The organism is Cupriavidus oxalaticus, from assembly GCF_004768545.1.
In the GTDB taxonomy this organism is placed as follows: Bacteria; Pseudomonadota; Gammaproteobacteria; order Burkholderiales; family Burkholderiaceae; genus Cupriavidus; species Cupriavidus oxalaticus_A.
The window spans coordinates 1,107,730-1,132,900 of record NZ_CP038634.1 but is presented as its reverse complement, the minus strand read 5'-3'; the positions used below and the strand labels follow the sequence as shown (position 1 = coordinate 1,132,900).

General features: G+C 68.6%; 26 protein-coding genes. 10 read left to right on the top strand and 16 right to left on the bottom strand.

All coding sequences use genetic code 11. From position 1 onward, the window contains the following. Positions 1-15 precede the first annotated feature (15 nt). Positions 16-225 (bottom strand): DUF2905 domain-containing protein, encoded by a 210-nt coding sequence (locus tag E0W60_RS04955; RefSeq protein ID WP_133095941.1) that lies wholly within the window; start codon positions 223-225, stop codon positions 16-18. A gap of 456 nt (positions 226-681) precedes the next feature. Between E0W60_RS04955 and E0W60_RS04950 the strand changes: the two genes are divergently transcribed. After that, positions 682-2,061 (top strand): MFS transporter, encoded by a 1,380-nt coding sequence (locus E0W60_RS04950; protein WP_133095940.1) that lies wholly within the window; start codon positions 682-684, stop codon positions 2,059-2,061. A 23-nt stretch (positions 2,062-2,084) separates the two neighbouring features. On the opposite strand, the gene E0W60_RS04945 is transcribed toward E0W60_RS04950, so the two are convergent. Then, positions 2,085-3,038 carry a LysR substrate-binding domain-containing protein gene (locus tag E0W60_RS04945; protein ID WP_135703212.1) on the bottom strand — a complete coding sequence of 318 codons (954 nt, stop codon included), beginning with the start codon at positions 3,036-3,038 and terminating at the stop codon, positions 2,085-2,087. 94 nt (positions 3,039-3,132) lie between these two features. Between E0W60_RS04945 and pcaH the strand changes: the two genes are divergently transcribed. The 4 genes from pcaH to pcaD all read left to right on the top strand — a co-directional run bounded on the left by pcaH (position 3,133) and on the right by pcaD (position 7,094). Then, positions 3,133-3,834, top strand: coding sequence for a protocatechuate 3,4-dioxygenase subunit beta (gene pcaH, locus E0W60_RS04940; protein WP_135703211.1), 702 nt, complete (start codon positions 3,133-3,135; stop codon positions 3,832-3,834). Positions 3,835-3,838: 4 nt separating this feature from the next. Further along, a complete protein-coding gene (gene pcaG / locus E0W60_RS04935; protein ID WP_135703210.1) occupies positions 3,839-4,408 on the top strand; it encodes a protocatechuate 3,4-dioxygenase subunit alpha in 570 nt (189 codons plus the stop codon). 124 nt (positions 4,409-4,532) lie between these two features. Further along, positions 4,533-5,891 (top strand): 3-carboxy-cis,cis-muconate cycloisomerase, encoded by a 1,359-nt coding sequence (locus tag E0W60_RS04930; protein WP_240745863.1) that lies wholly within the window; start codon positions 4,533-4,535, stop codon positions 5,889-5,891. Positions 5,892-5,918: 27 nt separating this feature from the next. After that, complete coding sequence (pcaD, locus tag E0W60_RS04925) at positions 5,919-7,094, top strand: 3-oxoadipate enol-lactonase (RefSeq protein WP_135703208.1); 1,176 nt, start codon at positions 5,919-5,921, stop codon at positions 7,092-7,094. Positions 7,095-7,098: 4 nt separating this feature from the next. On the opposite strand, the gene E0W60_RS04920 is transcribed toward pcaD, so the two are convergent. Continuing rightward, positions 7,099-7,986 carry a helix-turn-helix domain-containing protein gene (locus E0W60_RS04920; RefSeq protein ID WP_135703207.1) on the bottom strand — a complete coding sequence of 296 codons (888 nt, stop codon included), beginning with the start codon at positions 7,984-7,986 and terminating at the stop codon, positions 7,099-7,101. Positions 7,987-8,113: 127 nt separating this feature from the next. On the opposite strand from E0W60_RS04920, the gene pobA reads away from it, so the two are divergent. After that, the gene (gene pobA, locus E0W60_RS04915; protein WP_135703206.1) at positions 8,114-9,283 is read left to right on the top strand and encodes a 4-hydroxybenzoate 3-monooxygenase; all 1,170 of its coding nucleotides are present in this window, start codon (positions 8,114-8,116) and stop codon (positions 9,281-9,283) included. Positions 9,284-9,374: 91 nt separating this feature from the next. Here the strand turns inward: pobA and E0W60_RS04910 are convergent, their stop codons facing one another. Then, positions 9,375-10,289: a sterol desaturase family protein gene (locus E0W60_RS04910; protein WP_135703205.1), complete on the bottom strand. Its 915-nt coding sequence runs from the start codon at positions 10,287-10,289 to the stop codon at positions 9,375-9,377. 252 nt (positions 10,290-10,541) lie between these two features. On the opposite strand from E0W60_RS04910, the gene E0W60_RS04905 reads away from it, so the two are divergent. From E0W60_RS04905 to E0W60_RS04890, 4 genes are all read left to right on the top strand, one after another. Then, complete coding sequence (locus tag E0W60_RS04905; protein ID WP_135703204.1) at positions 10,542-11,540, top strand: hypothetical protein; 999 nt, start codon at positions 10,542-10,544, stop codon at positions 11,538-11,540. 162 nt (positions 11,541-11,702) lie between these two features. Next, the gene (locus E0W60_RS04900) at positions 11,703-12,416 is read left to right on the top strand and encodes a response regulator (RefSeq protein WP_133095930.1); all 714 of its coding nucleotides are present in this window, start codon (positions 11,703-11,705) and stop codon (positions 12,414-12,416) included. A 14-nt stretch (positions 12,417-12,430) separates the two neighbouring features. Continuing rightward, positions 12,431-13,762, top strand: coding sequence for an ATP-binding protein (locus E0W60_RS04895; protein ID WP_133096045.1), 1,332 nt, complete (start codon positions 12,431-12,433; stop codon positions 13,760-13,762). A 243-nt stretch (positions 13,763-14,005) separates the two neighbouring features. Continuing rightward, positions 14,006-14,770 (top strand): DUF4410 domain-containing protein, encoded by a 765-nt coding sequence (locus E0W60_RS04890; RefSeq protein WP_135703203.1) that lies wholly within the window; start codon positions 14,006-14,008, stop codon positions 14,768-14,770. 73 nt (positions 14,771-14,843) lie between these two features. Here the strand turns inward: E0W60_RS04890 and E0W60_RS04885 are convergent, their stop codons facing one another. From E0W60_RS04885 to E0W60_RS04830, 12 genes are all read right to left on the bottom strand, one after another. Next, positions 14,844-15,302, bottom strand: a complete 459-nt coding sequence (locus E0W60_RS04885) for a potassium channel family protein (RefSeq protein ID WP_205751622.1) — start codon at positions 15,300-15,302, stop codon at positions 14,844-14,846. A gap of 50 nt (positions 15,303-15,352) precedes the next feature. Continuing rightward, positions 15,353-16,120, bottom strand: coding sequence for a uroporphyrinogen-III C-methyltransferase (cobA, locus tag E0W60_RS04880; RefSeq protein ID WP_135703202.1), 768 nt, complete (start codon positions 16,118-16,120; stop codon positions 15,353-15,355). 33 nt (positions 16,121-16,153) lie between these two features. After that, complete coding sequence (locus tag E0W60_RS04875; RefSeq protein ID WP_135703201.1) at positions 16,154-17,653, bottom strand: nitrite reductase; 1,500 nt, start codon at positions 17,651-17,653, stop codon at positions 16,154-16,156. Beyond that, positions 17,650-18,813 carry a heme d1 biosynthesis radical SAM protein NirJ gene (gene nirJ, locus E0W60_RS04870; protein WP_135703200.1) on the bottom strand — a complete coding sequence of 388 codons (1,164 nt, stop codon included), beginning with the start codon at positions 18,811-18,813 and terminating at the stop codon, positions 17,650-17,652. The genes E0W60_RS04875 and nirJ overlap by 4 nt, the downstream gene beginning before the upstream one ends. Then, complete coding sequence (locus tag E0W60_RS04865) at positions 18,813-19,328, bottom strand: siroheme decarboxylase subunit beta (protein ID WP_135703975.1); 516 nt, start codon at positions 19,326-19,328, stop codon at positions 18,813-18,815. The genes nirJ and E0W60_RS04865 overlap by 1 nt, the downstream gene beginning before the upstream one ends. Continuing rightward, complete coding sequence (locus E0W60_RS04860; protein ID WP_135703199.1) at positions 19,328-19,828, bottom strand: Lrp/AsnC family transcriptional regulator; 501 nt, start codon at positions 19,826-19,828, stop codon at positions 19,328-19,330. Before E0W60_RS04860 ends, E0W60_RS04865 begins: the two co-directional genes overlap by 1 nt. Then, complete coding sequence (locus E0W60_RS04855; RefSeq protein ID WP_133095924.1) at positions 19,825-20,808, bottom strand: siroheme decarboxylase subunit beta; 984 nt, start codon at positions 20,806-20,808, stop codon at positions 19,825-19,827. The genes E0W60_RS04860 and E0W60_RS04855 overlap by 4 nt, the downstream gene beginning before the upstream one ends. Before the next feature lie 8 nt (positions 20,809-20,816). Further along, on the bottom strand, positions 20,817-22,058 hold the full coding sequence (locus tag E0W60_RS04850; protein WP_371704616.1) for a cytochrome D1 domain-containing protein: 1,242 nt from the start codon (positions 22,056-22,058) through the stop codon (positions 20,817-20,819). Next, the gene (locus tag E0W60_RS04845; RefSeq protein ID WP_133095923.1) at positions 21,986-22,372 is read right to left on the bottom strand and encodes a c-type cytochrome; all 387 of its coding nucleotides are present in this window, start codon (positions 22,370-22,372) and stop codon (positions 21,986-21,988) included. The genes E0W60_RS04850 and E0W60_RS04845 overlap by 73 nt, the downstream gene beginning before the upstream one ends. After that, the gene (locus E0W60_RS04840; RefSeq protein WP_133095922.1) at positions 22,354-22,707 is read right to left on the bottom strand and encodes a c-type cytochrome; all 354 of its coding nucleotides are present in this window, start codon (positions 22,705-22,707) and stop codon (positions 22,354-22,356) included. The genes E0W60_RS04845 and E0W60_RS04840 overlap by 19 nt, the downstream gene beginning before the upstream one ends. Before the next feature lie 67 nt (positions 22,708-22,774). Continuing rightward, complete coding sequence (locus E0W60_RS04835) at positions 22,775-24,460, bottom strand: nitrite reductase (RefSeq protein WP_133095921.1); 1,686 nt, start codon at positions 24,458-24,460, stop codon at positions 22,775-22,777. 276 nt (positions 24,461-24,736) lie between these two features. Then, the gene (locus tag E0W60_RS04830) at positions 24,737-25,162 is read right to left on the bottom strand and encodes a universal stress protein (RefSeq protein ID WP_133095920.1); all 426 of its coding nucleotides are present in this window, start codon (positions 25,160-25,162) and stop codon (positions 24,737-24,739) included. Positions 25,163-25,171: the final 9 nt, after the last annotated feature.

The following is a 25,171-nucleotide window of genomic DNA, read 5'->3' as shown; positions in this document are numbered from 1 at the left end:
GCCGCTGGCGCGGGGTCAGCGCCGCAGCAGCCAGATCACGACCGAGACCACCACCGACACCAGGATGCAGGTCGTGATCGGCAGGTAGAAGCTGAAGCCGTCGCGGACGATATGGATGTCGCCGGGCAGGCGGCCAAGGCGGTCGAACGGCAACTTCGACAGCCAGGGCCAGGCGGCGCCGGCGGCAAGCAGCACGGCGCCCAGGATGAGGAGCAGGCGTTGCATGGGATGGGGAGGGTCAGCGGGCGATCCTGAGGCATTTGACCGGCAGGTCGACGCATTGATTCCGGTCTGCCGCCGGCCAGCCATCCTGGTCAGGATGCCGTGATTTACATGGATTTCGGAATGTAAATTGAAGGCTCGCGCTTTTTGTATGAAATTTCCTTATTCGTATTGATGGTTGGGATAGAAAATTTCAGTATGTCGTAGAACAGTGAAATAAATATCCAAAATAGTGAGGAACAGATAGTGAAAAACCCGAGATAGGTGGAGATTCCTGGTGAATCGCGGCTCTGATGCGCACGCCTTTTTGCCGGGTTAACGCCAATTCTTGGCCTCAATGCCCGTTGCCTAAGATTCGTTCAATTAGAGAACGTGAGTTCGCTATTAGAACAAATCGCGGTGCCGGTCGTGCCTGCCTGCAGGCGGACCGCGCGATTTCCAAGGCAGACGGAGACAATAGTGCCCCAATCCCTCCAAACCAAGGCTGGCGTCGCGGACGTCCAGGCCCTGATCGACGGACAGCGATTCACTGCTTACCAGTGGCTGATCCTTGTGCTTTGCTTCCTGGTGGTTGCCGTCGACGGCTTCGATACCGCCGCCATCGGGTATATCGCGCCGGCGCTGGTGCAGGACTGGGGGATCGAGAAATCGGCCCTCGGGCCCGTCATGAGCGCGGCGCTGTTCGGCCTCGCCTTCGGCGCGATCTTTGCTGGCCCGCTGGCTGATCGCATCGGCCGCAAGAAGGTGCTGGTGCTGTCGGTCTTCTTCTTTGGCGCCTGCAGCCTGGCCACGGCCTTTGCGCCCACGCTGGGCTGGCTGACGGTGCTGCGCTTCCTGACCGGCCTGGGTCTGGGCGCCGCCATGCCCAATGCCGTGACGCTGACCGCCGAGTTCGCGCCGCAACGCCGCCGGGCCGTGCTGGTGAACACTATGTTCTGCGGCTTTCCGCTCGGCTCCGCGGCCGGCGGCTTTGTCGCCGCCGCGATGATCCCGCATTTCGGCTGGCACAGCGTGCTGCTGCTTGGCGGCATCGTGCCGCTTGCGCTGGCGCTGCTGCTGGTGGTGCTGCTGCCCGAGTCGGTGCGCTACATGGTGTTGCGCAACTATCCGGCCGACCAGATCCGCCAGCTGCTGCGGCGCGTGACCGGCGCGGACGTGGGGGCAGCGAACGCCTTCGTCATCGGCGAGCAGGCGCCCGCGACCCGCTCCGCCATCGGCACCGTGCTGGCGCCGGGCTATCGCCTGGGTTCGGCGATGCTGTGGTGCACCTACTTCATGGGCCTGGTCATCTTCTACCTGCTGACGAGCTGGATGCCCACGCTGATGAAGGACGCCGGCTTCTCGATCCAGCACGCGTCATTCCTGACAGCGCTGTTCCCGCTCGGCGGCGGCATCGGCACCATCGCGGCCGGGTGGTTCATGGACCGCTTCAACCCCAACAAGGTGATCGCCATCACCTACGCCGCCACCGGCGTGCTGATCTACGCCGTGGGGCACGGCACTGGCAGCCAGGTGCTGCTTGGCGTGCTGATCTTTCTCGCCGGCACCGCCATGAACGGCGCGCAGTCGTCGATGCCGTCGCTGGCCGCGGCGTTCTACCCGACGCAGGGCCGTGCCACCGGGGTGGCGTGGATGCTTGGCATCGGCCGCTTCGGCGGCATCACCGGGGCCTTGCTCGGTGCCGAACTGCTGCGGCTGCATCTGGGCTTCGACACCATCTTTACGCTGCTTGCCGTGCCGGCATTCCTGGCTGCCGGTGCGCTGGTGGTCAAGCATTTCAGCGGCAGTCATGCCCCGGGTGCCGACGCCGAGGGCAGCGCCGGCGTGGCAGCTCACTGAGCCTCACTGAGCAGTCCTGAGCATCACTGAGCCGCAAGCGGCCGGGCCGCGGCGCGGATGCAGTCAGCCAGCGCTTCGGCCATCGGGCTGAGGGTGCGGTCGCCGTGCCGTAGCAGGCCGATCGGTTCCTCCGTGCCCTGCGTATCGAGCGGCAGCAGGACCAGTTCATCCTCGGCCACCGCGCGCTGCGCGGCAGACAGCGGCGCCGCCCACACGCAGTCGCTGTGGCGGGCCAGCAGCCGTCCGAGGTAGGCGTCCGATGTTTCCACGCATCCGCCCGGCAGGGGCAGGCCGTGGCGGGCGAGCAGGCTTTCGGTGTTGTGGCGGGGGATCGAGCCCGCTGCCGGGATCACCAGCGGCCATGCCAGCACGTCAAGCAAGGTCGGCCGCGATACGGCGGCAAGAGGGTGCGCGGAACGCACCGCCAGCGCCAGCGAGTCCGGGCCCAGCGATTCGAACCACAGGCTTTCCATGGCAACCGGGTCATCCATCCGGCCAATGACCAGATCCAGCACATCGGCCTTGAGCTGGTCGATCAGGCTGCGGTTCATGCCGGTCTGGACGGCAAGCCCGACCTCGGGGTGCGCGGCGCGGAAGCGCAGCAAGGCATCGGTCAGCACCGCCGGCACGACGCTGGGCAGCGCGCCCAGCCGGATGCGCTCCTGTGGCTGCGCCTGCTCGCCGGCCATGCTGTCGGCCGCCGCATCGATATCGGCGAGGATGCGCAGCGCGTGGCGCAGGAAGCGCGTGCCGGCGGTGGTCAGTTCCGTGCCCGCGCGCTGGCGCACCAGCAGGCGCGTGCCGGTCAGCTCCTCCAGCTCGCTCAGGGTCTTGGACACGGCTGGCTGCGTCAGCCCCAGGCGATCAGCGGCGCGGCCCAGGTGCTGGGTCTGCGACACCGCCACGAAGCAGTAGAGATGCCGCAGCCGCACGCGGTTGCGGAAGATTTCGAGCGCGGGTGGGGCGGGGGGTTTCATGCTGAAAAGTTATCGTAATTCTTGGAAATCTCAATTTACATGACTTTATGTGTTGCTTAAAGTCATACCATTCCAACGACAAGGAGACTGCGCAATGACCCGCCTTGCCCAGTATCGACGTCCCTACTGGGACACCCAGCCCGAATACCGCTTCGACCCCTACGCTTCCACGCAGAAGCGCTCGCCGGGCCAGCCGCTGATTGCGCTGCCGCAGTCGCTGTCCGAAGTGACCGGTCCCACCTTCGGCGACGAGTTCGTCCGCGAAGGCGATAACGACCTCACCGTCGGCAACGGCGGCGAGCCCATCGGCGAGCGCATCCTCGTGACCGGCCGCGTGCTGGACGAGAATGGCCGGCCGGTGCCGAACGCGCTGATCGAGGTGTGGCAGGCAAACGCGGCCGGCCGCTACGTGCACAAGCGCGACCAGCACGACGCGCCGCTGGACCCGCATTTCTCCGGAGAGGGCCGCACCGTCACCGACGCCGACGGGCACTACCGGTTCAAGACCATCAGGCCCGGCGCCTATCCCTGGCGCAACCACCACAATGCCTGGCGGCCGCAGCATATCCACTTCTCGTTGTTTGGCAATGCCTACGCCACGCGGCTGGTGACGCAGATGTACTTCCCCGGCGATCCGTTGCTGCCGTTCGACCCGATCTTCAACTGCGTGCCGGACGAGAAGGCGCGCGACCGGCTCATCGCCAGCCTCGACTGGGAGACCACCCAGCCCGAATACGCGCTCGGCTACCGTTTCGATATCGTGCTGCGTGGCCGCGATGCCACGCCGATGGAGTAAGACCATGCTTTACGCCACCTCATCCCAGACCGTCGGCCCTTACCTCCATATCGGCCTGAGCGGGCTGAACTGCGCCGACCTGACCGCCAGCGCACCGGCACTGGCCGGCCAGCGCATCGTGATCGAAGGCCGCGTCACCGACGGCAACCGCGAGCCCGTGCCCGACGGCATGGTCGAGATCTGGCAGGCCAATCCCGCCGGCCGCTACCGCCACGCCGAAGACACGCGCGAGCTGCCTCTGGTGCCAGGCTTTACCGGCTTCGGCCGCGTGCCGACCGAGGCTGACGGGTCGTTCCGCTTCGTCACCGTCAAGCCGGGCGCCGTGCCCGGTGCCGACGGCCGGCCGCAGGCGCCGCACATCATGGTGTCGGTGTTCATGCGCGGGCTGGTCAAGCACGTTGCCACGCGCATGTACTTTCCGGACGAGGCCGCGGCCAATGGGGCCGATCCGGTGCTGGCGCTGGTGCCGGCCGAGCGGCGCGGCACGCTGGTTGGCAACGATGCCGGCAATGGCACGCTGCGCTGGGATATCGTGCTGCAAGGCCCGGGCGAGACGGTGTTCTTCGATATCTGACACGCCGCGCCGGCGGCCGGGGAATCTCCCGGGCCGCCGGCGACAAAGCATAATCAGGTGGTCGTCATCGCCACGACCCCTACCGATCGCCCCCATGCCAACCGTCACGCGTCTTACCGATCCCATGTTCGGCAGCCCCGCGGTGCTGGACATCTTCTCCGACGCCGGCACCGTGCAACGCATGCTTGCCGTCGAGGCCGCGCTCGCGCGCGCCGAAGCGCAATGCGGCGTGATCCCGGCCGCTGCCGCGACCGTCATCACCGAAGTCTGCAGCGACGTCGGCGCCATCGACCGCGATGCGCTGGCGCAGGCCGCGGTCGCCGCCGGCAATCTGGCCATTCCGTTTGTCAAACAGCTGACCACCGCCGTGGCTGCGCGCGATGCCGATGCGGCGCGCTTCGTGCACTGGGGCGCCACCAGCCAGGACATCATCGACACCGCGCTCGTCCTCCAGCTGGGCGACGCGCTGCGCGTACTCGATGCCGACCTGATACGCCTGGGCGAATCCTGCGCCGCGCTGGCCAGCGCGCACCGCGCCACGCCGATGGTGGCACGCACCTGGCTCCAGCATGCACTGCCCACCACCTTTGGCTGCAAGGCCGCCGGCTGGCTCGACGCGCTGCGCCGCGACCTCGCCCGCCTTGATGCGGCACGCGCGCAGGCCCGCGCGCTGCAGTTCGGCGGCGCCGCGGGCACGCTCGCCAGCCTCGGCTACGCCGCGCCCGGCGTAGCCGCCGCACTGGCCCGCGAGCTGGGCCTGGTCGCACCCGTGCTGCCATGGCATGCGCATCGCGACCGCATGGTCGAAGTGGCCGCCACGCTTGGCATGCTGACCGGCACGCTCGGCAAGATGGCGCGCGACATCTCGCTGCTGATGCAGACCGAGGTGGCGGAAGTGGCCGAGCCCACCGGGCCCGGCCGCGGCGGTTCCAGCACCATGCCGCACAAGCGCAATCCGGTCGGCTGCGCGGCGGTGCTGACGGCATCGGTGCGCGTGCCGCCGCTGGTGGCCACCATGCTGTCGGGCATGGTGCAGGAACACGAGCGCGCGCTTGGTGGCTGGCAGGCGGAATGGGACACGCTGCCGCAGATCGTCACGCTGGCCGCGGGCGCGCTGCGCCAGATCGGCGAGGTGGTGGCGGGGCTGCAGGTCGATGCGGCGCGCATGCGTGGCAATCTCGATCTCACGCATGGGTTGATACTCGGCGAGGCCGCGATGCTGGAGATCGGCGGCAGGATCGGACGCCTGCAGGCGCACCATCTGGTGGAGCGCGCCTCGCGCCGCGCAGTGGCCGACGGCACCAGCCTGCGCGATGCGCTGGCCCGCACGCTGCAGGAGGAACCCGCCCATGCGGGCTTGCTCGACGACGCCACGCTCGACCGCCTTGCCAACCCCGCCAACTACGCGGGCCAGTCATCGGCTTTTGCGGATGCCGCGGTGCAGGCGTGGCAATCCGCGCTTGCCGGACGTGCCGCACGCTGACTGGCCACGGATTCTCAGGAGACTGCATTGCCCTATCTCGATCACGCCGGTGCCCGGCTCTTCTACACCGTCGACGGCCCCGAGGCCGCGCCGGCCATCATCTTCTCCAACTCGCTCGGCACCGACCACACCATGTGGGAGCCACAGGCCGCCGCGCTGGCCGGGCGCTTTCGCGTGGTGCGCTACGACACGCGCGGCCATGGCCGCTCGACCGCACCCGGCGATGCCTTCACGGTTGAACAACTCGGCCAGGACGTGATCGCCATCCTGGATGCATTGGGCATCGGCCAGGCCATATTCTGTGGCCTGTCGATGGGCGGCCTGACCGGGATGTGGCTCGGCATCCATGCGCCCGAGCGCTTTTCCCGCATCGTGCTGGCCAATACCGCCGCAAAGATCGGCAACGCGGAGGGATGGAACACTCGCATCGACACCGTGCTGCGCGACGGCATGAGCGTGATGGTCGCGCCTTCGGTCGAGCGCTGGTTCACCCCCGGGTTTGCCGCCACGGCCGACCGAGCGCTGGACGGCCTGCGCAGCGTGCTGGCAGGACTCGATCCACGCGGCTATGCGGCCAGCTGCGCGGCGGTGCGCGACGCCGACTTCCGCGAGACGGTGCCGTCGATCCCGGTGCCGGTGCTGGTTGTCGCCGGCAGCCAGGACCCGTCGACCACCGCGCAGGAGGGCCGCGCGCTGGCCGATGCGATTCCCGGCGCGCGTTTCATCGAACTGCCTGCCGCGCATATCTCCAGCTTCGAGCAGCCGGGCCGCTTCACTGCCGCACTGATCGATTTCGTGCGCGGCCGCCTGCCCGTGACCGACGACCACGCGCGCTACGACGCCGGCCTCTCGGTGCGGCGCGAGGTGCTCGGCAGCGCGCATGTCGATCGCTCGCTGGCGCGGCTGACGCCGCTCAACGAAGAATTCCAGAACCTGATCACACGCTACGCCTGGGGCGAGATCTGGACGCGCGAAGGCCTGCCGCGCCATACGCGCAGCCTGCTGACCATCGCCATGATGGTGGCGCTGAACCGCACGGATGAACTGAAGCTCCATCTGCGCGCCGCCGCCAACAATGGCGTGACGCGCGACGAGATCAAGGAAGTGCTGTTGCAGACGGCGATCTATTGCGGCGTGCCGGCGGCGAATTCGGCCTTCCACATGGCCGAGGAAATCTTCGCCGCGATGGACCAGCCCGCCTGATCCGTCAGCGCACCGCGAACGCCGGCAGCCGCGCCCGCCCCGATTGCCGGAACTCCGTGGGCGCCTGGCCCACCTGCCGCGCGAAGAAGCGCGAGAAGTACGCCGCATCGGAAAACCCGAGCGACAGTGCGATGTGCTTGATCTCCAGGTCGCTGAAGAGCAGGTCGCGCTGCGCTTCGGCGAGCACGCGCGCGTGGATCATCTGCAGCGCTGACTGCCCTGAGGCCTGGCGGCACACGCGGTTGAGCTGTGTAGGCGTGATGCCGATGGTGCCGGCATAGTGGCCGATCTCCTTCTGCTCGCGGTAGTCCGATTCCAGCAGTTGCTGGAAGTGCTGGAAGTGCCGCGCCGGTCGGCCGCTGCTGCGCGCGGCGGCCGGCTGATCGGCATTGCCCAGCCGCGCAATGCCGATCAGCACCAGCGTCAGCAGCGCCGACAGCGACGCCCCGCGCCAGGCGGACACCGCTTCCATCTCCGCACGAAACAGCGCCAGCGCATCCGCCAGCGCATGCCCGCGCCGCACGCGGTCGTGGCGCGGGTGGTCGAGCAGCGGCAGCGCATCCGGCACACCCGCCAGCAGCGTGCGCAGGTGGCTGTCGGTCATGGTGACAACCATGCCGTCAGTGTCCGGCGTAAACACGAAGCCGTGGATGTGCCGCGGCGGCATCGTCACCAGCGAGCCGCCGCGCAACGGCTCGCGGCGTTCCTCGAGCAGGGCTTCCCCGCCACCCGCGTGGATGTACAGAATTTGCAGGAAGCGTTCATGCCGGTGGGGCTTGATCTCCCACCCGTGCAGGCGGCTGCGCGCGGCGATGGACTCGAAATGCAGCTGGTCAGACAGCGGCTCGGACGAATTCACGCCATACAGGGAGTAGGTCGGGACAGGTTTCACGGGGGGCGTCAGTGTTTACCAGCAATGTTCCGATTGTCCTGTCATCGGTTCGGTCTGTCCATTCCGTAGCGGGCCTCCGCCGACTATCGTTAGCGCCGGTAGATCGATATGTACAAGGAGACAAGACATGCGCACCCAGATTGCCATCATCGGCGCCGGCCCCGCCGGCCTGCTGCTCGGGCAGTTGCTTACCAAGGCGGGCATCGACAACATCATCGTCGAGCAACGCAGCCCGGAATACGTGCTGGGGCGCATCCGCGCCGGCATCCTCGAGAGTGTGACCGTCGATGCGCTGGAGCGCGCGGGCGTGGCGGCGCGGCTGCATGAGGAAGGCCTGGTGCACGACGGCATCGAGCTGTCGTTCGATGGCCAGCGGCATCGGATCGACCTGCATGCGCTGGTCGGCCGCAGCGTGACCGTCTACGGCCAGACCGAGGTCACGCGCGACCTGATGGCGGCACGGCAGGAAGCGGGCATCACCACGGTCTACGAGGCGCAGGATGTCAGCCTTCATGATTTCGATGGCGCCAGGCCGGTGGTCCGTTACCGCAAGGGCGGCGTGGCGCACGAGATCCACTGCGACTACATCGCCGGCTGCGACGGCTTTCATGGCGTCAGCCGCCAGAGCGTGCCGCTTACCGCCACGCAGCTGTTCGAGCGCGTCTATCCGTTCGGCTGGCTTGGCATCCTCTCGGACACGCCGCCGGTGGCGGAGGAACTGATCTATGCCAGCCACGAACGCGGCTTTGCGCTGTGCAGCATGCGCTCGCGCACGCGCAGCCGCTACTACGTACAGGTGCCGTCGAGCGAGCGCGTGGAGGACTGGTCCGATGAACGCTTCTGGGACGAACTGCGTTGCCGCCTCGATCCGCAGTCGGCGCAGTCGCTGGTGACGGGCCCGAGCATCGAGAAAAGCATCGCGCCGCTGCGCAGCTTTGTGTGCGAGCCGATGCGCTTCGGCAACCTGTTCCTGGCCGGCGATGCCGCGCATATCGTGCCGCCCACCGGCGCCAAGGGGCTGAACCTGGCCGCCAGCGACGTGCTGACCCTGGCCGATGGACTGGTCGCCGCCTACCGGCATGACGACAAGCGCGAGCTGGATGCCTATTCGGCGCGCTGCCTGCGCCGCATCTGGAAGGCCGAGCGCTTTTCATGGTGGCTGACTTCGCTGATGCATCGCTTCCCGGCTGCGGATCCGTTTGCGCTGCGCATGCAGCGGGCCGAGCTCGATTACCTGGTGGGTTCGGAAGCGGCGTGCCGGGTGCTGGCGGAGAACTATGTGGGGTTGCCGTACTGAACGGCCAAAACCGGTGCCGCGCGGGGCGTTGTCGGAAGAAAAAATAGAGCGCGGCACTTGCCGCGCTTTCCAACCCTGCATTCCGCAGGTCTTACCTGACTTCTATTGCCACCGCCCGCTCAGCCTGCGCCTGCAGCCGCAGGCTCTCCGTGGTCTGGCCCGACCCATCCGGGGTCCATCCGGGGGGCATCACCAGATAGCCAATCGCTTTCAGCAGGCTGCCAGCGTTGAGCATGTCCTTGCCCAGGCCGATCCAGTGCTCGAACTGGTTGACCAGCGGGTTATGCGTGGTGGTCGGGTGGACCAGGCCGTAGCGGCAGGGCTCTGCTGCACGCTCTTCCACATAGGTGCCGAACAGGCGGTCGAAGATGATCAGCACGCCGCCGTAGTTGGCATCGAGGTAGTCGATGTTCGAGGCATGGTGCACGCGGTGCGCCGACGGGGTGTTGAACACGTACTCGAGCCAGCCCAGCTTGGGAATCCAGGTGGTGTGCAGCCAGAACTGGTACAGCAGGTTCAGGCTCACCGTGGCCAGTACCACTTCAGGACGAACGCCCAGGAAGACCAGCGGCGCGAAGAAGATGGCGGTGCCGGTGATCTTGCCGGTCCAGCCGAGGCGATAGGCGGTGCCCAGCGTCAGTTCGTTCGGCGAGTGGTGGACCGCGTGCGTCGCCCAGAAGAAGCGGATGCGGTGCGAGGCGCGGTGGTACCAGTAGTAGCAGAACTCTTGTCCGAGGAAGAGCAGCAGCACTGCGAGCGCGCTGTTGATCTCGACCGTGAAGAGGCGGTGCTGCCAGGCAAACGCAAACACGGGGGCGGCCAGCGACAGGGGCAGCAGCGCCAGCAGCTTGCGGCCAACCAGGTCGGCCAGCGACAGGGTGACTTCATGCCAGGGGTAGGCCTTGCCCTGGCGATTCGCCTTGCGTGCCAGGACGAAGGCTTCGACCAGAGAGACTGCCACGATAAACGCCGTGACGTAGAGGGTGAATCTGCCGAGATTGTGCATGTCAGGTCCAGTGCGGTGAGGTGGGACGCTTGGCTTGCGGGTTGCTGCTTGCTGCGTCGGTGAGGCAAATGTAGTGGCTGGACCCGTGCGGCGCCATCCAGCAATTATTTCGCCGTATGTCATGCCCGGCGGGCCGCGGGCGGTGCAACAGCGCGACATTTTTTCCACCGCGAAAAGCCGCCGTCCCTTTCCTATAGTTCGACCGTCGCCGCGCCACGGAGCGCGGCAAGAAACGAACCGGAAGGACCTGCCATGACGAAACGCCTCAGCAATCTTGCCTCTTCCTTGCACCTGCCCCTGCACCTGCCCCGCGTGCTCGGTATCGCCAGTGGCGCGCTGGTGATCCTGGCGAGCACGCCCGCCTTCGCTGCATTCGGCGGACACAGCATGGCCTATACGCCGCGCGGCACGTTCGAGAGCGGGCATATCGGCGCCTGCGGTGGCGGCAGCTGCTCGCACGCCGGCGGCATCGAGGGCCCGCATGGCGGCCTGGCCACCAATACCGGCACCGTCACGCGCACGGCGCCGGGCCAGTTCAGCAACAGCGGCACCGCCGTCGGCTCCAACGGGCGCTCGGTGCAGCACGACGGCAGCACCAGTTGCGCCGGGGGCACCTGCTCGCACAGCGGCGACCTGACCGGCCCCAACGGCCAGACCGCCACCACTTCCGGCAGCGTGACCCGCGAAGGCGTGGGCCAGTATTCGTCGTCGGGCACCGTCACTGGCGCAAACGGCAATACCTACGGGCACGCCGCTTCGACCAGCTGCGCCGGCTCGACCTGCTACCGCTCCGGCACCGTGACCGGCACGCAGGGCGGCACGGTCGTGCACTCGGGCAGCGCCACCAGCGTGGCGCCCGGCGTGGTGACCACCGGCGGCGGCACTACCGTGGTCCACGGCGCGGCGGTGACGACCGGCGGCACGACCGTCACCACGGTCGGAGCGGTCGGCACTGTGGCTGCCGTCGGCACGGTGGGTACGACCGTGGCGGTCAGCACGCCGCCGGTGGTGGTCACGCCGCCTCCGCCGGCGCCTGTCTACGTGCCGGCCCCTGCGTCCGCCACGGTGTACGTGCCGCCGCCCGCCAAGGTCGTGGTTGCCCCGCCGCCGCCTCCGGTGCGCGTGGTGGTTGCCGCACCGGTGCCGCGCACCGTCTATGTCGCGCCGCGCGCTGTCTACGTGACCCGCCCGCCCGTCATGATCCCCGGCCACTGGGCCGGCGGCGCGTGGGTGCCCGCACACTTGGTCTGAGCACAGCGAGGCGGTTTTCCCTTCGGTATCCCATCGCAAAGCGCCGGTAAATGACCGGCGGGCCTACCGCGCCCCACATGAAGAAGATGATTGCTGTGCTTGTGTTGTGTATTGTTTCTGCAGGCGCCTATGCACAAAGGGCCGCATCGCCGGAGACCCGTGATGGAACAGGTGAACAGGATTGTCGTGCTCGACGACGAAGCCGAGCTGCGCAACATGCTGCAGCGCTTCCTGACCGGGCACGGCTTCCGCGTGCGCGCGGTGGCCGACGGCAAGCAGCTGGACAAGTACCTGCAGCGCGAGCCGCACGACCTGCTGGTGCTCGACCTGATGATGGAGCCCGAGGACGGCCTCACCATCTGCAAGCGCCTTCGGGCAGAGGGCCACACGCTGCCGATCCTGATGCTGACGGCCAAGGGCGACCCGATGGACCGCGTGGCGGGGCTGGAAACCGGCGCCGACGACTACCTCGCCAAGCCCTTCGTACCCGACGAGCTGGTGGCGCGCATCCGCGCGCTGCTGCGCCGGCAGAAGATGTCGGCCGGCGATCCCACCGTGACCACGCAGAGGCTGCGCTTCGGCGACTTCACCTTCGATGTCGGCAAGCAGACGCTGCTGCGCGGCGGCGAGCCGGTAGAAGTGCATTCGGCGCAGATGCTGCTGCTGCACGCGCTGGGATCGTCGCCGAACCGCGCGGTCAGCCGCGAGAACCTGCTGGCGCGGGCGCGCGGGCGCGACCATGATGCGCTCGACCGCAGCATCGACGTGCAGATCCTGCGGCTGCGCCAGATCGTCGAAGACGACCCGTCCAAGCCGCGCTTTATCAAGACCGTGTGGGGGGTCGGCTACATGCTGGTCGCCGGCGTGGATTCGTGAACCGTTCGTCGCCCATGCTCAGGCGCCTGCTGCCGCGCTCGCTGCTGGCGCGCAATATCCTGCTGCTGGTAGCGCTGGTGGCCATCACCCAGGCGTGCTCGCTGACGGTGCTGATGCATTACGTGCAGCGCCCGCGCATCGAGCGCGCCGCCATCGTCTTTGCCGACTACGTGCGCACGCTCGACCGCGTGGTGGCGGCAATGCCGCTTGACCCCAGCGGAGCCGCGGCCACGCGCATGGGCGCGCAGGCGCAAGAGCCCGAGCACGCCGCGGCGAAACCCGCGGCCGATCTGCAGCACCTGCTGCGCACCTGGCAACGCGATGTCTTCATGGAGGCGTTGCGGCGCCACCTGCCCGCCGACATGCCGGTGCGATGGCAGGCCGGCGAGGCCGAGCAACTCTGGATCCGCATGCATGTGGGCGGCGAGCCTCGCTGGATCGGCCTGCCCATCAGCGAGGACGTGCGCGCCGGCGGCATCGCCACGGCGCTGGCGCTGTCGACCGCGCTGGCGCTGCTGGCGGCCTTGACCGGCTACCTGATCCAGCGCCACCTGAACCGGCCGCTGCAGGACCTTGCGCGTGCCGCGCAGGACATCTGCGCGGGCTCGACGCCGCCGCCGCTGCCGACCGACGGTCCGACCGAGATCGCCCAGGTCAGCGGCGCCTTCAACCAGATGACGCAGGCGTTGCAGCAGGCCGAGCAGACGCGGGCACTGATGCTGGCGGGAGTCTCGCATGACATCCGCACGCCGCTGACCAAGCTGCGCCTGGCGATGGCCATGTCGATCCCGCGCGGCGCCGACGACGCCTTCGTGGCCTCGGCCGAGGGCTACCTGGACCACATCGAGACGATCCTGCAGCAGTTCATGGACTACGCCGGCAGCGGCGAGAAAGAGCAGCCGCAGCCCGGCGACGTCAACGCGCTGGTGTCACAGCTCGCCGCCGACTTCGCCGGCCTGGGCCATGAGTTCGAGCTGTCGCTGGCGCAATTGCCGCCGGTTCCCTATCGCCCGGTCAGCCTGATGCGGCTGCTGATGAACCTGATGCAGAACGCTGTCGTCTACGGCAAGTCTGGCTTCAGCGTGCGCACGTGGCGCGATGCCGCGTGTGCCTACGTGGCGGTCGGCGATCGCGGCACCGGTATCGCCGCGCACGAGCTGGAGCAGCTCAAGGCGCCCTTCAGCCGCGGCGCCAACGCGCGCGGCCACGCGGGCGGCACCGGGCTCGGGCTGGCCATCGTCGAGCGCATTGCGCGGCTGCACGGCGGCTCGCTGCAGTTCCGCCCGCGCGATGGCGGCGGGCTCGAAGCGGTGGTGGCGCTGCCGCTGCAGGCACCGGCGGCGTAGCGCAGCACCTCGCCGCACCCCGCCGCGCCGTGACATGGCGCGAAATAATTCCCAGATGGCGCTGCGCGCGGGTTTTTCCCATACTTCCGTCACCGCGATGCCGAACGGCAACACACTCGGCAACACCCGAAGCAGGCAACGCGGCAAGAAGCTCCCGATGGTTTGCGATCCCTGATGCAACGATGTCGGTGACAGCTTTTACAGACCACTGACGGCACCACTCGCCAACCCAAAGGAAACGATATGCGCAACGCTCTCCAGACCATCGCCAAGCAAACCAAGCGCCTGACCATCGCCGCACTCGCCGCCACCGCCATGCTCGGCGCCGGCTGCGCCAACGCCGGTGTCACCGGCATCAACCAGGTGGGCCTGATGCAGGCCGTGCACGCCGACGTGATCTACGTCCACGCGTTCGACGCCGATGCCGGGCAGGTGAAGCTTGACGGCGGCCTGGCGCAGAAGGTCAGGATGATGGCCACCGGCGGCTCGTCGGCGAGCGCGCAAGGCCAGACCGCCGCCGAAGCGCGCGAGCAGGTCGCCAACGAGATCGTGCGCGAGCTGCGCGGCATGGGCCTGAACGCGGTGCGTTCCGATGCGCCGGCGCCGGCTGGTGCCAGCGCGCTGATCGTCGAGGGCGATTTCCGCAAGATCGATGAAGGCAGCGGCCGCCGCCGCCTGCTGATCGGCCTGGGTGCGGGCAAGAGCGAAGTCGGCGCCGATGTGCGCATCTCGTACAAGCCCGCCGACGGCGCGCCGATCCCGCTGCAGAGCTTTGTGGCCAGCGCTGATTCGGGCCATGTCCCGGGCGTCGCGGAAACCGCCGGCATCGGTGCCGCTGCCGGGCATGTGGCGATGGCGGCAGCCGGTGGCGCCGGCGTGCACGGCGCCACGGAAATGACGCGCGACTCGATCTCCGCCGATGCCACGCGCCTGGGCAATTCGATCGCCAGCCAGGTCGCGGCCGCGAGCACCGAAGAAGGCTGGCTGACTGCCGCGGCGGCTCGCTAAGCCAACGGCTTGCTCCCCTCTCCCGCGTGCGGGAGAGGGGAGACAACACTGGCAGCTTTTGGCGCTGTCAGCACTATGCGGCCCCGCCTTGCGCGGGGCCTTCGTCTTTCCGGTCGCGCAGCACCTTGCTCACCAGCCTGGAAAAGAACGCGAAATACAAGCCGGTCGACAGGCCGCACATCAGGATGCCGGTCAGCGCTTCCACGCTGCCCACCAGGCGCCATTCCTGCGGCAGCACCACGTCGCCATAGCCCGTGGTGGTGTAGGTCACGGCGCTGAAGTACAGGGCCGTATGCAGGTCGGGCATCCCCGCGCGCCAGTAGTAGAACAGGCCCCATGCCGTGATCTGCAGCAGGTGCAGCAGGATCGTGCACGCCGCCAGGCTGATCAGCGCATGCGTGGCGCGCCAGAAGTAGCGCGGCCCCGACGGGATCCGCCACTTGAGCCAGTGAAACGCCGCCAGGATGCCGATCGCGTGGATCGATACACAAAGCGCCATCAATAGGAATGCGGTGAGAGCCTTGATCAGCATAGTTGTGCCTGTTGGTGTGGCGCAACCCGGGCCGGCCGCGCGGCACCATGCTACTCCAGCGGCGCGACGAAGGAGAGCGCCATCGCCGGCGGCATCGCCTCTGCCACCACGCCGCCCACCAGCACCACCGCCGGGCTGGCTAGCCCGGCAGTCAATGCATCGGCCAGCGTTTGCACCGTGCCGGTCCACGAACGCTCTTCCGTGGCGCCGGCATGCATCACCACCGCCGCCGGCATGCCCGCGCGCATGCCGGCCGCCAGCAGCCCGTCGCGTATCGCCGCGAGCCGGCTCATGCCCATGTAGATGACCAGCGTGGTGCCGCCGCGCACCAGCGCGTCCCAGTCCGGCGAGCCGTGTTCGCTGGTGTGCCCGGTGACGAAGGTCACGCCGTGGCAGTGGGCGCGGTGGGTCAGCGCGATGCCCAGCGCCTGCGCCGCCGCCACGCCGCTGCTGATGCCGTTGACCACTTCCACCGGCACGCCGTGCGCGCGCAGGAAGGCGGCTTCTTCGCCGCCGCGGCCGAACAGCAGCGGATCGCCGCCCTTGACGCGCGCCACGGTGCGGCCGGCCAGCGCATGCTGCAGCGTCAGCTGCTGGATGCGCGCCTGGGTGACCGAGCAGCGGCCGCCACGCTTGCCGACCCACTCGACATGCGTGCCGGGCCGGGCATAGCAGGACATCTCCGGCGAGACCAGGTCATCGACCAGCCATACGTCGGCGGAGCCGAGCGCGCGCACCGCGCGTACCGTGACCAGGTCGGGGCTGCCGGGGCCGGCGCCGACCAGCCAGACCTTGCCGGGCTTGAGGGGAGAGTTCATGCGAGTGACTCCTGCGTGCGTGGCGGCATGGCGTCAATGACTGGTGCCGGCCGAGCGCGTGGTCTTGTTGAAGACGTTGTATTTGCCGATGGGCTTGTCCATCGGGATGCGCTTCACTTCCCGCAGCGTGGCGGCGTCGTAGACCACGATCGCGCCGTCGCGCTCCATCAGGCTGACCAGCGCATAGCGCCCGTCGCGCGTGAATTCAACATGCGCGGCGGTGCGGCCGGGGCTGGGCGTGACGCTGCCGGCGACTTGCAGGGTCTGCTTGTCGATCACCTGCAGCGTGTCGCGCCGCGGGCTCATCATTGCGTCCGCCCAGGCGTAGCGGCTGTTCTCGTGGCTGCGCAGGAAGAAGCCGGGGCCGTTGGTCGGGATGGCGGCGACAGTTTTCCAGTCCTGCATGTCGATCACCGGGATGCGCCCCTGCCCGAGGTCGGGCGACGCCATCACTGCATGGCCGCCCCGTTCCCACGTGATGCCGCTGCCGAGGTGGGGCATGCCGCCGAGCGCCAGCGAGGCCACCTTGCGGCCCTGGTCGAGGTCGATCACCTGGCCGCCGCCGCTGCGCGATGCGCCGAGGATATGGCGGTAAGGCTGGTCGAAGAAGAAGTCGTCGAGCACATCGTCCAGCACGATCGCACGCGGCGCCAGCGACGCCAGGGGCTCGCCGGCGGCGTCGGCATACGGGATCTCCCAGACCTCGGCAATGTCCTTCAGCGCCGCGATAAAGCTGTGGCGAGGCGCCGCGTCGTAAACCGCCGATACCCGCGAAACGTCGCCACTGAGGCCCTTGACGTCGATCACCCGCTCCAGCGACAGGTCGTCGGCGCGCAGCAGCACCAGCGTGCGCGGCAGCGTATTGCCGGCCAGCACCCAGCGCCCGTCGTCGCTGACGGCAACGTTGCGCGTGTTGATGCCGACGCGGATCTCGGCGACATAGGCCAGGTTCCACAGGTCGTACTTGCTGACCCAGCCGTCGCGGCTTGCCATGTAGACATAGCGGCCATCGCGGCTGAACTTCGGGCCGCCGTGCAAGGCGAAGCGCGTGGCAAAGCGATGGATCGGTGCCAGCCTGTCGCCGTCGAGCACGGTCATGTGATGGCTGCCTGCCTCGACCACCACGAACAGGTTCTGCGGATCGGCGCTGAACACGGGACGCGCCGGCAGCGCGCCGGGTGCATGCATGACCACGTGGCTGGCCCGGATCGCGCCGGCGCTCCATTGCGGCGCGGCGGCCGGTGCCATGCGCAGCCAGCGCGCCAGGGCCTGCAGTTCGGGCGCCGGCAGCGTGGCGCCGAAGGCCGGCATCTGCGTCGCGGCGCGGCCGTCGCGCAGCACGGTGTCGAGTTCGCTGGGGCGCAGCCGCTCCAGGCTTTCCGGCAGCAGCGCGGGGCCCAGGCCGCCGAGGCGGTCGGCGCCGTGGCAAGTGGCGCAGTGCTGGCCATAGAGCGCGGCAGGATCGTGCGCGAGCGCGGATTGCATCCCGCAAGCGAGCGCCATGGACATGAGCCATCGGGCAAGGCGTGTCATGCCGCCACCTCCGCTTGGGGCGAGGTGGCGATTTCGGTGCCGCTGAGGTAGCAGCCCGGATCTTCCGCCCACGCGTTGCCGGTCAGTGCGAGCGCGCGCACTCGCGTATTGCCGTTGCAGATGGCACGGTGCGCGCAGTCAGCGCAGCGTCCCTGCAACGGGCGCGGCCGGCTGGCCAGCCCCGCCATCAGCGGATCGGCGCGGCTTGCCCAGATCTCGCCAAAAGGCCGTTCGCGCACGTTGCCCAGCGTGACATGCCACCACATCGTGTCGGGATGCACATTGCCGAGGTTGTCGATATTGGCGACACCCACGCCGGTCGGATTGCCGCCCCACTGTTCCAGCCGCTGGCGCATGTCGGCGACGCGGTGCGGGAAGCGCTGCGCGATCCAGTGCAGCAGGTAGACCCCGTCGGCATCGTTGTTGCCGGTGACGAAGTCGCCGGCATGGCCCGCGCGCGTGCGCTGCCAGACATGGTCGAACAGCCAGTCCAGCGCGGCGCGCGTGCGCGCATGCCGCGCGTCCTCGGCGCGATGGCTGCGCGCGCGGCCCGCGTAGTTGAAGTGGGACAGGTAAAACTTGCCGATGCCTTCGCGTTCGGCCAGCGCGACCATGTCGGGCAGTTGCGCGGCGTTGGCCTCGGTCAGCGTCATGCGCACGCCGACGCGCAGGCCGGCGGCGCGCGCCACGCGCAGGCCCGCCAGCGCCTGCGCGAAGGCGCCGTCGCTGCGGCGGAAGCGGTCGTGCGTGGCTGGCAGCCCGTCCAGGCTGACGCCGACATAGTCGAAGCCCGCCGCGGCCAGCCGTGCAGCGTGGCCGGCATCGAGCAGCGTGCCGTTGGACGACAGCGACAGGTGGAAGCCGAGCGCGCGCGCATGCGCGGCAATGTCATACAGGTCCGGCCGCAGCAGCGGCTCGCCACCGGACAGGATCAACGCGGGCACGCGCGCATCGCGCAATTGCGCCAGCACGCGCAGCGCCTCGGCGGTATCCAGCTCGCCCTTGAAGTCGGTATCGGCCGAGGTGGCGTAGCAATGGCGGCAGTTGAGGTTGCAGCGGCGGATCAGGTTCCAGATCACGACCGGCCCGGCGGCCTTGCGGGCAGGCGGCACCGGCCCGGCATCGCGCAGGGCTTCCATGAAACGGGACAGGCGGAACATCAGCGTGACTCCTGTGGGGCAGCGCCCGCCGGCGGCAGGCGCAGGCCGGTTTTCTTCAGGATGCGGGTGGACCACAGCACGTCATGCGCGCGGCTGGCGTCGCCCAGCAGTGCCGCGATACGGGCTATCTGCGGCGCCGCGTCGGCGCGCGTATGCGCGTGGACCATCGCGAACAGGTTGTAGGGCCAGTGCGGCAGGCGGCGCGGGCGCAGGTAGCAGTGGCTGACGAAGGGCAGCGCACCGACGCGTTCGCCGAGCGCATCGACGCGGGCATCGTCCACGTCCCACACCGTCATGGCGTTGGCGCGCCAGCCCAGCCGGTAGTGGTTGGGCACCGCGCCGATGCGGCGGAGCATGCCGCGCGTCTGCATCGCCGCCAGCCGGGCGATGACTTCGGCTTCTTCGAGGCCCAGCATGGCGGCGACCGCTGCGAACGGCGCCGGCTCTAGCGGCAGGCCGGCCTGGGTGGCGCGGATCAGGGCAAGGTCGATGGTATCGTGGGCGTCGGCGGACATCATGCGGGAAGGTAGAGGTTGACGAAGAATTCGCGCTCCTTGGGAAACGGCAGGATCTCGACGCCTGCCGCGGCGGCGATGCGCGCGAGCGCCGGGGCCACGTCCTCGGCCCGCGCGACCGCCAGCACGAACCACAGGTTCAGGTGGTGGGTGCGCTGGTAGTGGTGCGCGACCTCCGGGAAGGCGTTGATCGCGGCGGCCACGGCGTCGAGCCGCTGTTCCGGCGCGTGGCAGGCGCACAGCACAAAGCGGCCGCCCGCCCGCTCGATCTGGTAGAGCGGGCCGAAGCGCGTCAGCACGCCGTGGTCGAGCAGCCGGCGCAGCCGCGCCAGCAGTTCGTCCTCCGCGATGCCAAGCGAGGCGGCTGCCTCGGCATAAGGCCGGGGCACCAGCGGCAGGCCCCGCTGCAGCGCGTTGATGATGCGGCGGTCGGTGGCGACGATGGTGTCGATGGTGTCGAAGGAGTCGGGAAGCACGGCACCGGAGGCATCGGCTGTCATGCTCGCGCCGCCTCCTGCGTGGCGTAGCGCGTGCCGCGCTGCTTGTAGCAACGGGTGCCGACCAGCACCGCGCCGGGGGTCTGGTCCATCCCCACGGTGGCGCGGATGTCGTCGAGTGCCGGCCGCAGGTCGTGCGCATCGCGCGCATGGATCATCGCGAACAGGTTGAAGGGCCACGCCGGCAGGCGCCGCTCGCGCCGGTAGCACAGCGTCACGCGCGGCTGGCGTGCCAGGCGCAGGCCGATCGCGTCGACGCGGGCGTCCGGCACGTCCCATACGCACATGGCGTTGTGGCGGTAGCCGAAGCGGCCGTGGCGCAGCACTACGCCGAGCCGCCGGATCACGCCCTGCGCCGACCATTGCGCAATCCGCTCCAGCACCCGCGGCATCGGCAGCCGCGTGCGCAGCGCCAGATCATGGAACGGGCGCGGCGTCAGCGGCAGGCCCGCCTCGAGCGCCGCCACCAGGCGCCAGTCATCCGCATCCAGCGTGACAGGCAGCACGGGGGCCGCGACTCGGCGCTGGCGGCGATTGCCAGTACCGAGCGCAAAACCCAGGTCGATGTGGTACTCGCGTGCCATCGGCAGGTCCAGTGGCACCTGCCCCGCCATGTCGGCAATCGCCGCCAGCGTGCGATCCAGCGTGCCGCGCTCGCGCGCGCCCGCGACAAACCACAGATTGTAGGCGTGGCCGCTGCGCGCGTAGTTGTGGCTGACCGACGCGCAGGTGCTGACGCGCGCGGCCACGCGATCCAGCTGCGCTGTCGGCACGCTCAGCGCGGCCAGCGTGCTGACGCCGATCACATTGGGCGCGAACACGGCGCCGACGCGGCTGATCCGGCCCGCGCCCAGATCGCGCGCCAGCAGCGACAGCAGCGTGTGCTCGCACAGGCCCAGCCCTTGCGCGAGCGCCTGGTAGGGGCGAGGCTGCAGCGGAAAGTCGTGCTGCAGCGTGTCGTACAGGGTGAATTCGTCGAACATGGCGCCGTCTACATGCCGAAGCGCTGTGCCCGCGCGGTGAAGAAGATGCCGCTGGGGTTGTCGGCCGGCAGCGTGGCGATGCGTGCCAGGCTGGCGGTGTCATAGACCTCGACGCGGTTGTCGTCGCGGCAGGACAGCCACAGCGCCTCTCCCTTGGGCGTGAATTCCATGTGCAGGACTCCGCCGCAGGGCCGCAGGGTGCGAATCACCTCGCGCGTGGCGGTGTCGATGACCTGCACCGTGTCGTTGTGCGGGAAGGCGAAGTTGACCCACACCTGCCGGCCGTCCGGGCGTGCCATCACAAAGACCGGCTGGCCGGCCAGCGCCACGCGCGCGGTCTGCTGCCAGCCGCGCGCCGGATCCGCCACCAGCACTTCGTGGCGGCCGATGGCCGGCAGCCATGCCTGGCCCTGCGCCATCGCCCAGCCGCGCAGGTGCGGCATCTTGTAGACCGGCAGCGGCTGGCTGCCGCGCCCGTAGCCCGACAGGACGCGGCGTGCCTGCGGTGGCGTTTGCCACAGGTCGACCAGCGCCAGCCCGTCCTCGCCGAACAGGCCGGCCAGGTACCAGCGTCCATCGGGCGTGACCAGGCCGTCGTACGGCTCGCGCCCGGCCGGCAGGCGCGTCACCTGCGGATGGCGCGGATCGGCGGCATCGATGATCCAGATCTCGCCGGACTCGAACAGGCTGGCGGCGAAGCGCCGGCCCGGCAGGTCGGCCAGGCCCACCACCTTGGCGCGACGCCCGTCCTGGCCGATGGCCGGCAGGTCGGCCAGCGGTTCGAGGGTCTGGGCATCGAACAGCCGGACCCCGCCCGGCGCGTAGTTCTGCGCGGCCACTACGCGGCCATCCTGCGAGATCGCGCCGCCGATGCTGTTGCCGGCTTGCAGGACGCGGTGCGTGATGCGCGCGTCCAGCAGGTCCACGCGCGTGAGCCCGCCGTCGCGGCCGAACACGTAGGCGTAGCGCGCATCGCGCGAGAACACCACGCTGGCGTGCGACAGGTCGCCCAGCCCGTCGACCGTGGCCAGCCGCGTCATGCCGGTGGTTTCCACGATCTGCAGCCGGCCGGCGGCACGTTCCACCACCACGCCGAGATCGCCGGTGCCGCGCACCGCGCTGGCACAGCCGGCCAACAGTGCCGCGGCGCAGGCTAAGGCAGCGGCCAGGCCGCGCATCATCGTGCCGGCGCCGTGGTGACGGGCACGACGGTCGGCGGAGTGCCGGCCCGGAGTCGTTCGATCAGCCATTGGGCTTCATCCTGCGTCATGAAGGGTTGCCAGGGCGGCATGGCGGTGCCGGGCCGCCCGTACAGCACGGTGGCGACGAGGCTCTCGGGCGGCTTGCCCGCCAGCGCCTCGCGCGTCAGCGGCGGACCCAGGCCGCCGCGCAGCGTCATGCCGTGACAGGCGCCGCAGTCGTCGCGCAGCCAGTGCGCCAGTTGCGCCTGCCGGGTGGGCGTGGGCTGCGCTGACGCCGCTGCCGGCGCGGTCAGCAGCACCGCGGCCAGAACCGTCACCGTGGCGCCACGCCACCCCCGGGGTATCAGAGCGACAGGATCCATTTGGCCAGCGTATTGGCCTCGGCCTCGCTGACCGCGTTGGCCGGCATCGGCATCGCGCCCCACTGGCCGTTGCTGCCCTTCAGGATCGACTGGACCATATGCGGCTGCCCGTCTTTCTTGCCTGCGTACTTGGCCTTGACGTCCTTGAAGGCCGGTCCGATCAGCTTCTTGTCGACGCCGTGGCAGGACAGGCAAGCTTTGCTGGAAGCAAGCTGCTGGCTGGCATGGGCCACGCCGGGTACGGCGGCGCCGAATGACAGGACACAGGCGGCGGCTGCGAGCAGCGCGGGCAGGCGCGCAGGAAGGTGCGCAGTCAGGTGAACGGGGTGCTTCATCTTGATTTCTCCGTTGGGGGAATGGAACCGGGCACCGCACCGAGAGAGCGGTGCGGTGCCGCGGGTATTAGTAGACGTCGTGTTGTGTGTTGTAGGCGTTGAACTTGCCGGTTGGCGTGACCAGGCGCTTGTCCTTGATCACCGTCTTGAGCGTGCGGGTCTTGTCATCGACCACCACCAGCGCGGACTCGCCGTCCTTGGTGCCCCAGACCGAGAACCAGACCTCGTCGCCGGCCTTGTTGTACTCGGCCTGCACCACGCGCTTGGCGCCCGCACCCTTCAGGCCGGCCCAATCGGCGATCGGCAGCACCTTGAAGCCGTCTTCCAGGTTGCGCGTATCGAACACCGCCACGGACTGGTTCAGCTTGGCATCGGGATTCAGCGGCGTATCGACCCAGAGGTTCGAGGACTTGGGATGCGTCTTGATGAACAGCGAGCCGCCGCCCTGGCCCTTGAGCGTCTGCACGACCTTCCAGGCCTGTGCCGGATGGCCGGCGGGATCGGTGCCGATCAGGCTGATGGTCTCGTCGCCCAGGTGGCTGGTGGCCCAGACCGGGCCGAACTTCGGATGCGAGAAATTGGCGCCGCGTCCCGGGTGCGGGGTCTTGCCCACCTCGATCAGTGCGGCGAGCTTGTCTTCCTTGGTGTCGACCACGGCGATCTTGTCGGATGCGTTGGCCGCGACCAGGAAGTAGCGCCCGGTGGAGTCGAAGCCACCGTCATGCAGGAACTTGGCCGAATCGATGGTGGTGGTCTTCAGGTTGGACAGGTCCGAGTAGTTGACCATCAGGATCTTGCCGGTCTCCTTGGCATTGATCACGAACTCGGGGTGGTAATGGCTGGCGACGATCGAGGCAACGCGCGGCTCGGGGTGGTATTCGTTGTCGACGGTCATGCCGCGCGTGGACACGACCTTCAGCGGCTTGAGCGTATCGCCTTCCATGATCACGTACTGCGGCGGCCAGTAGGAGCCCGCCACCGCGTACTTGTCTTCATAGCCCTTGTACTTGGAGGTCTCGACCGAACGCGCCTCCATGCCGATCTTGACCTCGGCGACGATGTCGGGCTTGGGCAGCCACAGGTCGATCAGGTCCAGCCGCGCATCGCGCCCGATCACGTACAGGTAGCGGCCCGACGCTGACATGCGCGAGATGTGCACCGCATAGCCGGTCTTGACGATGTTGATGATCTGCTTGCTGTCGCCGTCGATCAGCGCGACTTCGCCGGCGTCGCGCAGCGTGACCGAGAAGAGGTTGTCCAGGTTGTACTGGTTCATCTTCTTCGTCGGCCGTTGCGCGACGGGCAGGATGTCCTTGCGGCTCTTCTCGATGTCGGCCAGTGAAAACTCCGGCGGCGTCGGCGGATCAAGCTGGATGTAGCGGGCCATCAGGTCGACTTCCTGGTCGGAGAGATCGCCGGAAGTGCCCCAGTTCGGCATGCCGGCCGGGCTGCCGTACTTGATGAAGGTCTTCAGGTATTCGGAGCCGCGCGCGCGGGTGATGTCGGGCGTCAGCGGCTTGCCGGTCGCGCCCTTGCGCAGCACGCCGTGGCAGCCGGCGCAGCGCTCGAAGTAGATCTGCCTGGCATGATCGAACTCGGCGGCGGTGAGGGTGGGGATAGCCGCCTTCCTGTCAGCCTTTGCTTCAGCCTTCGGTGCGGCCTTGGCGGTGTTGGTGGCTGCCTGGGGAAGACCCAGCCAGAGCGAGAGCGGCAGTGCCGCGAATGCGGGGTAAAGCCATTTTCTTGCTTTCATGGTGCCGTGGTTCAGCGGGTTGTGGAAAGCTGTTGTCGCGGTGCTTGTGGGGCGCGAACTGGCACCAGGCGCTTGCAGTGATGATGCGGACACACTGCGAGAAGGGGATTGACTGGCATCAAACCGGGCAGGATGTCATGCAGCGGTTTTTTGCCTGTGGAGAAGACGCGGTTGCGCGCGCGGCAGGCGCGCGCGCTCCCAGCGGCGGCGCCATCGCGTGGAAGCGCTCGCCGCCCTTATGGCTATGGGGCCGTGCCTAGTGGGAACGACGCGCTGCTAATCCTTGATCAGCAGCACAGGACAGTGCGCATGGGCAAGGACCCGCCTTGCCACCGACCCCACGATGGCATCCAGGAATCCGCCCCGGCCATGCGAGCCCATCACGATCAGGCTCGCACCGATCTGGCTCGCATACTCCACGATGCGGGTCGGCGCGAAGCCAGTGAAGCCATGGCGCTCGAACGGGATCCCGGCTTCGCCGAGGATGGTGGCCACCGAGCCCATCGCCTTCTCGTTCTGTTCGCGATGCCAGTCGTCGAGCGTGCGGCGATCGATGAAAGATTTGATGTCGCCGGGCACATCCGGCTCGCAATGCACCACGTGCACGACGAAGTCGCGGGTCAGCAACGGGCTTTGCGCCAGGTAGCGCGCAGCCGCGTCGCTATAGGACGACCCGTCGGTCGCCAGCAGGATCTTGTTCATGGCTTGCTC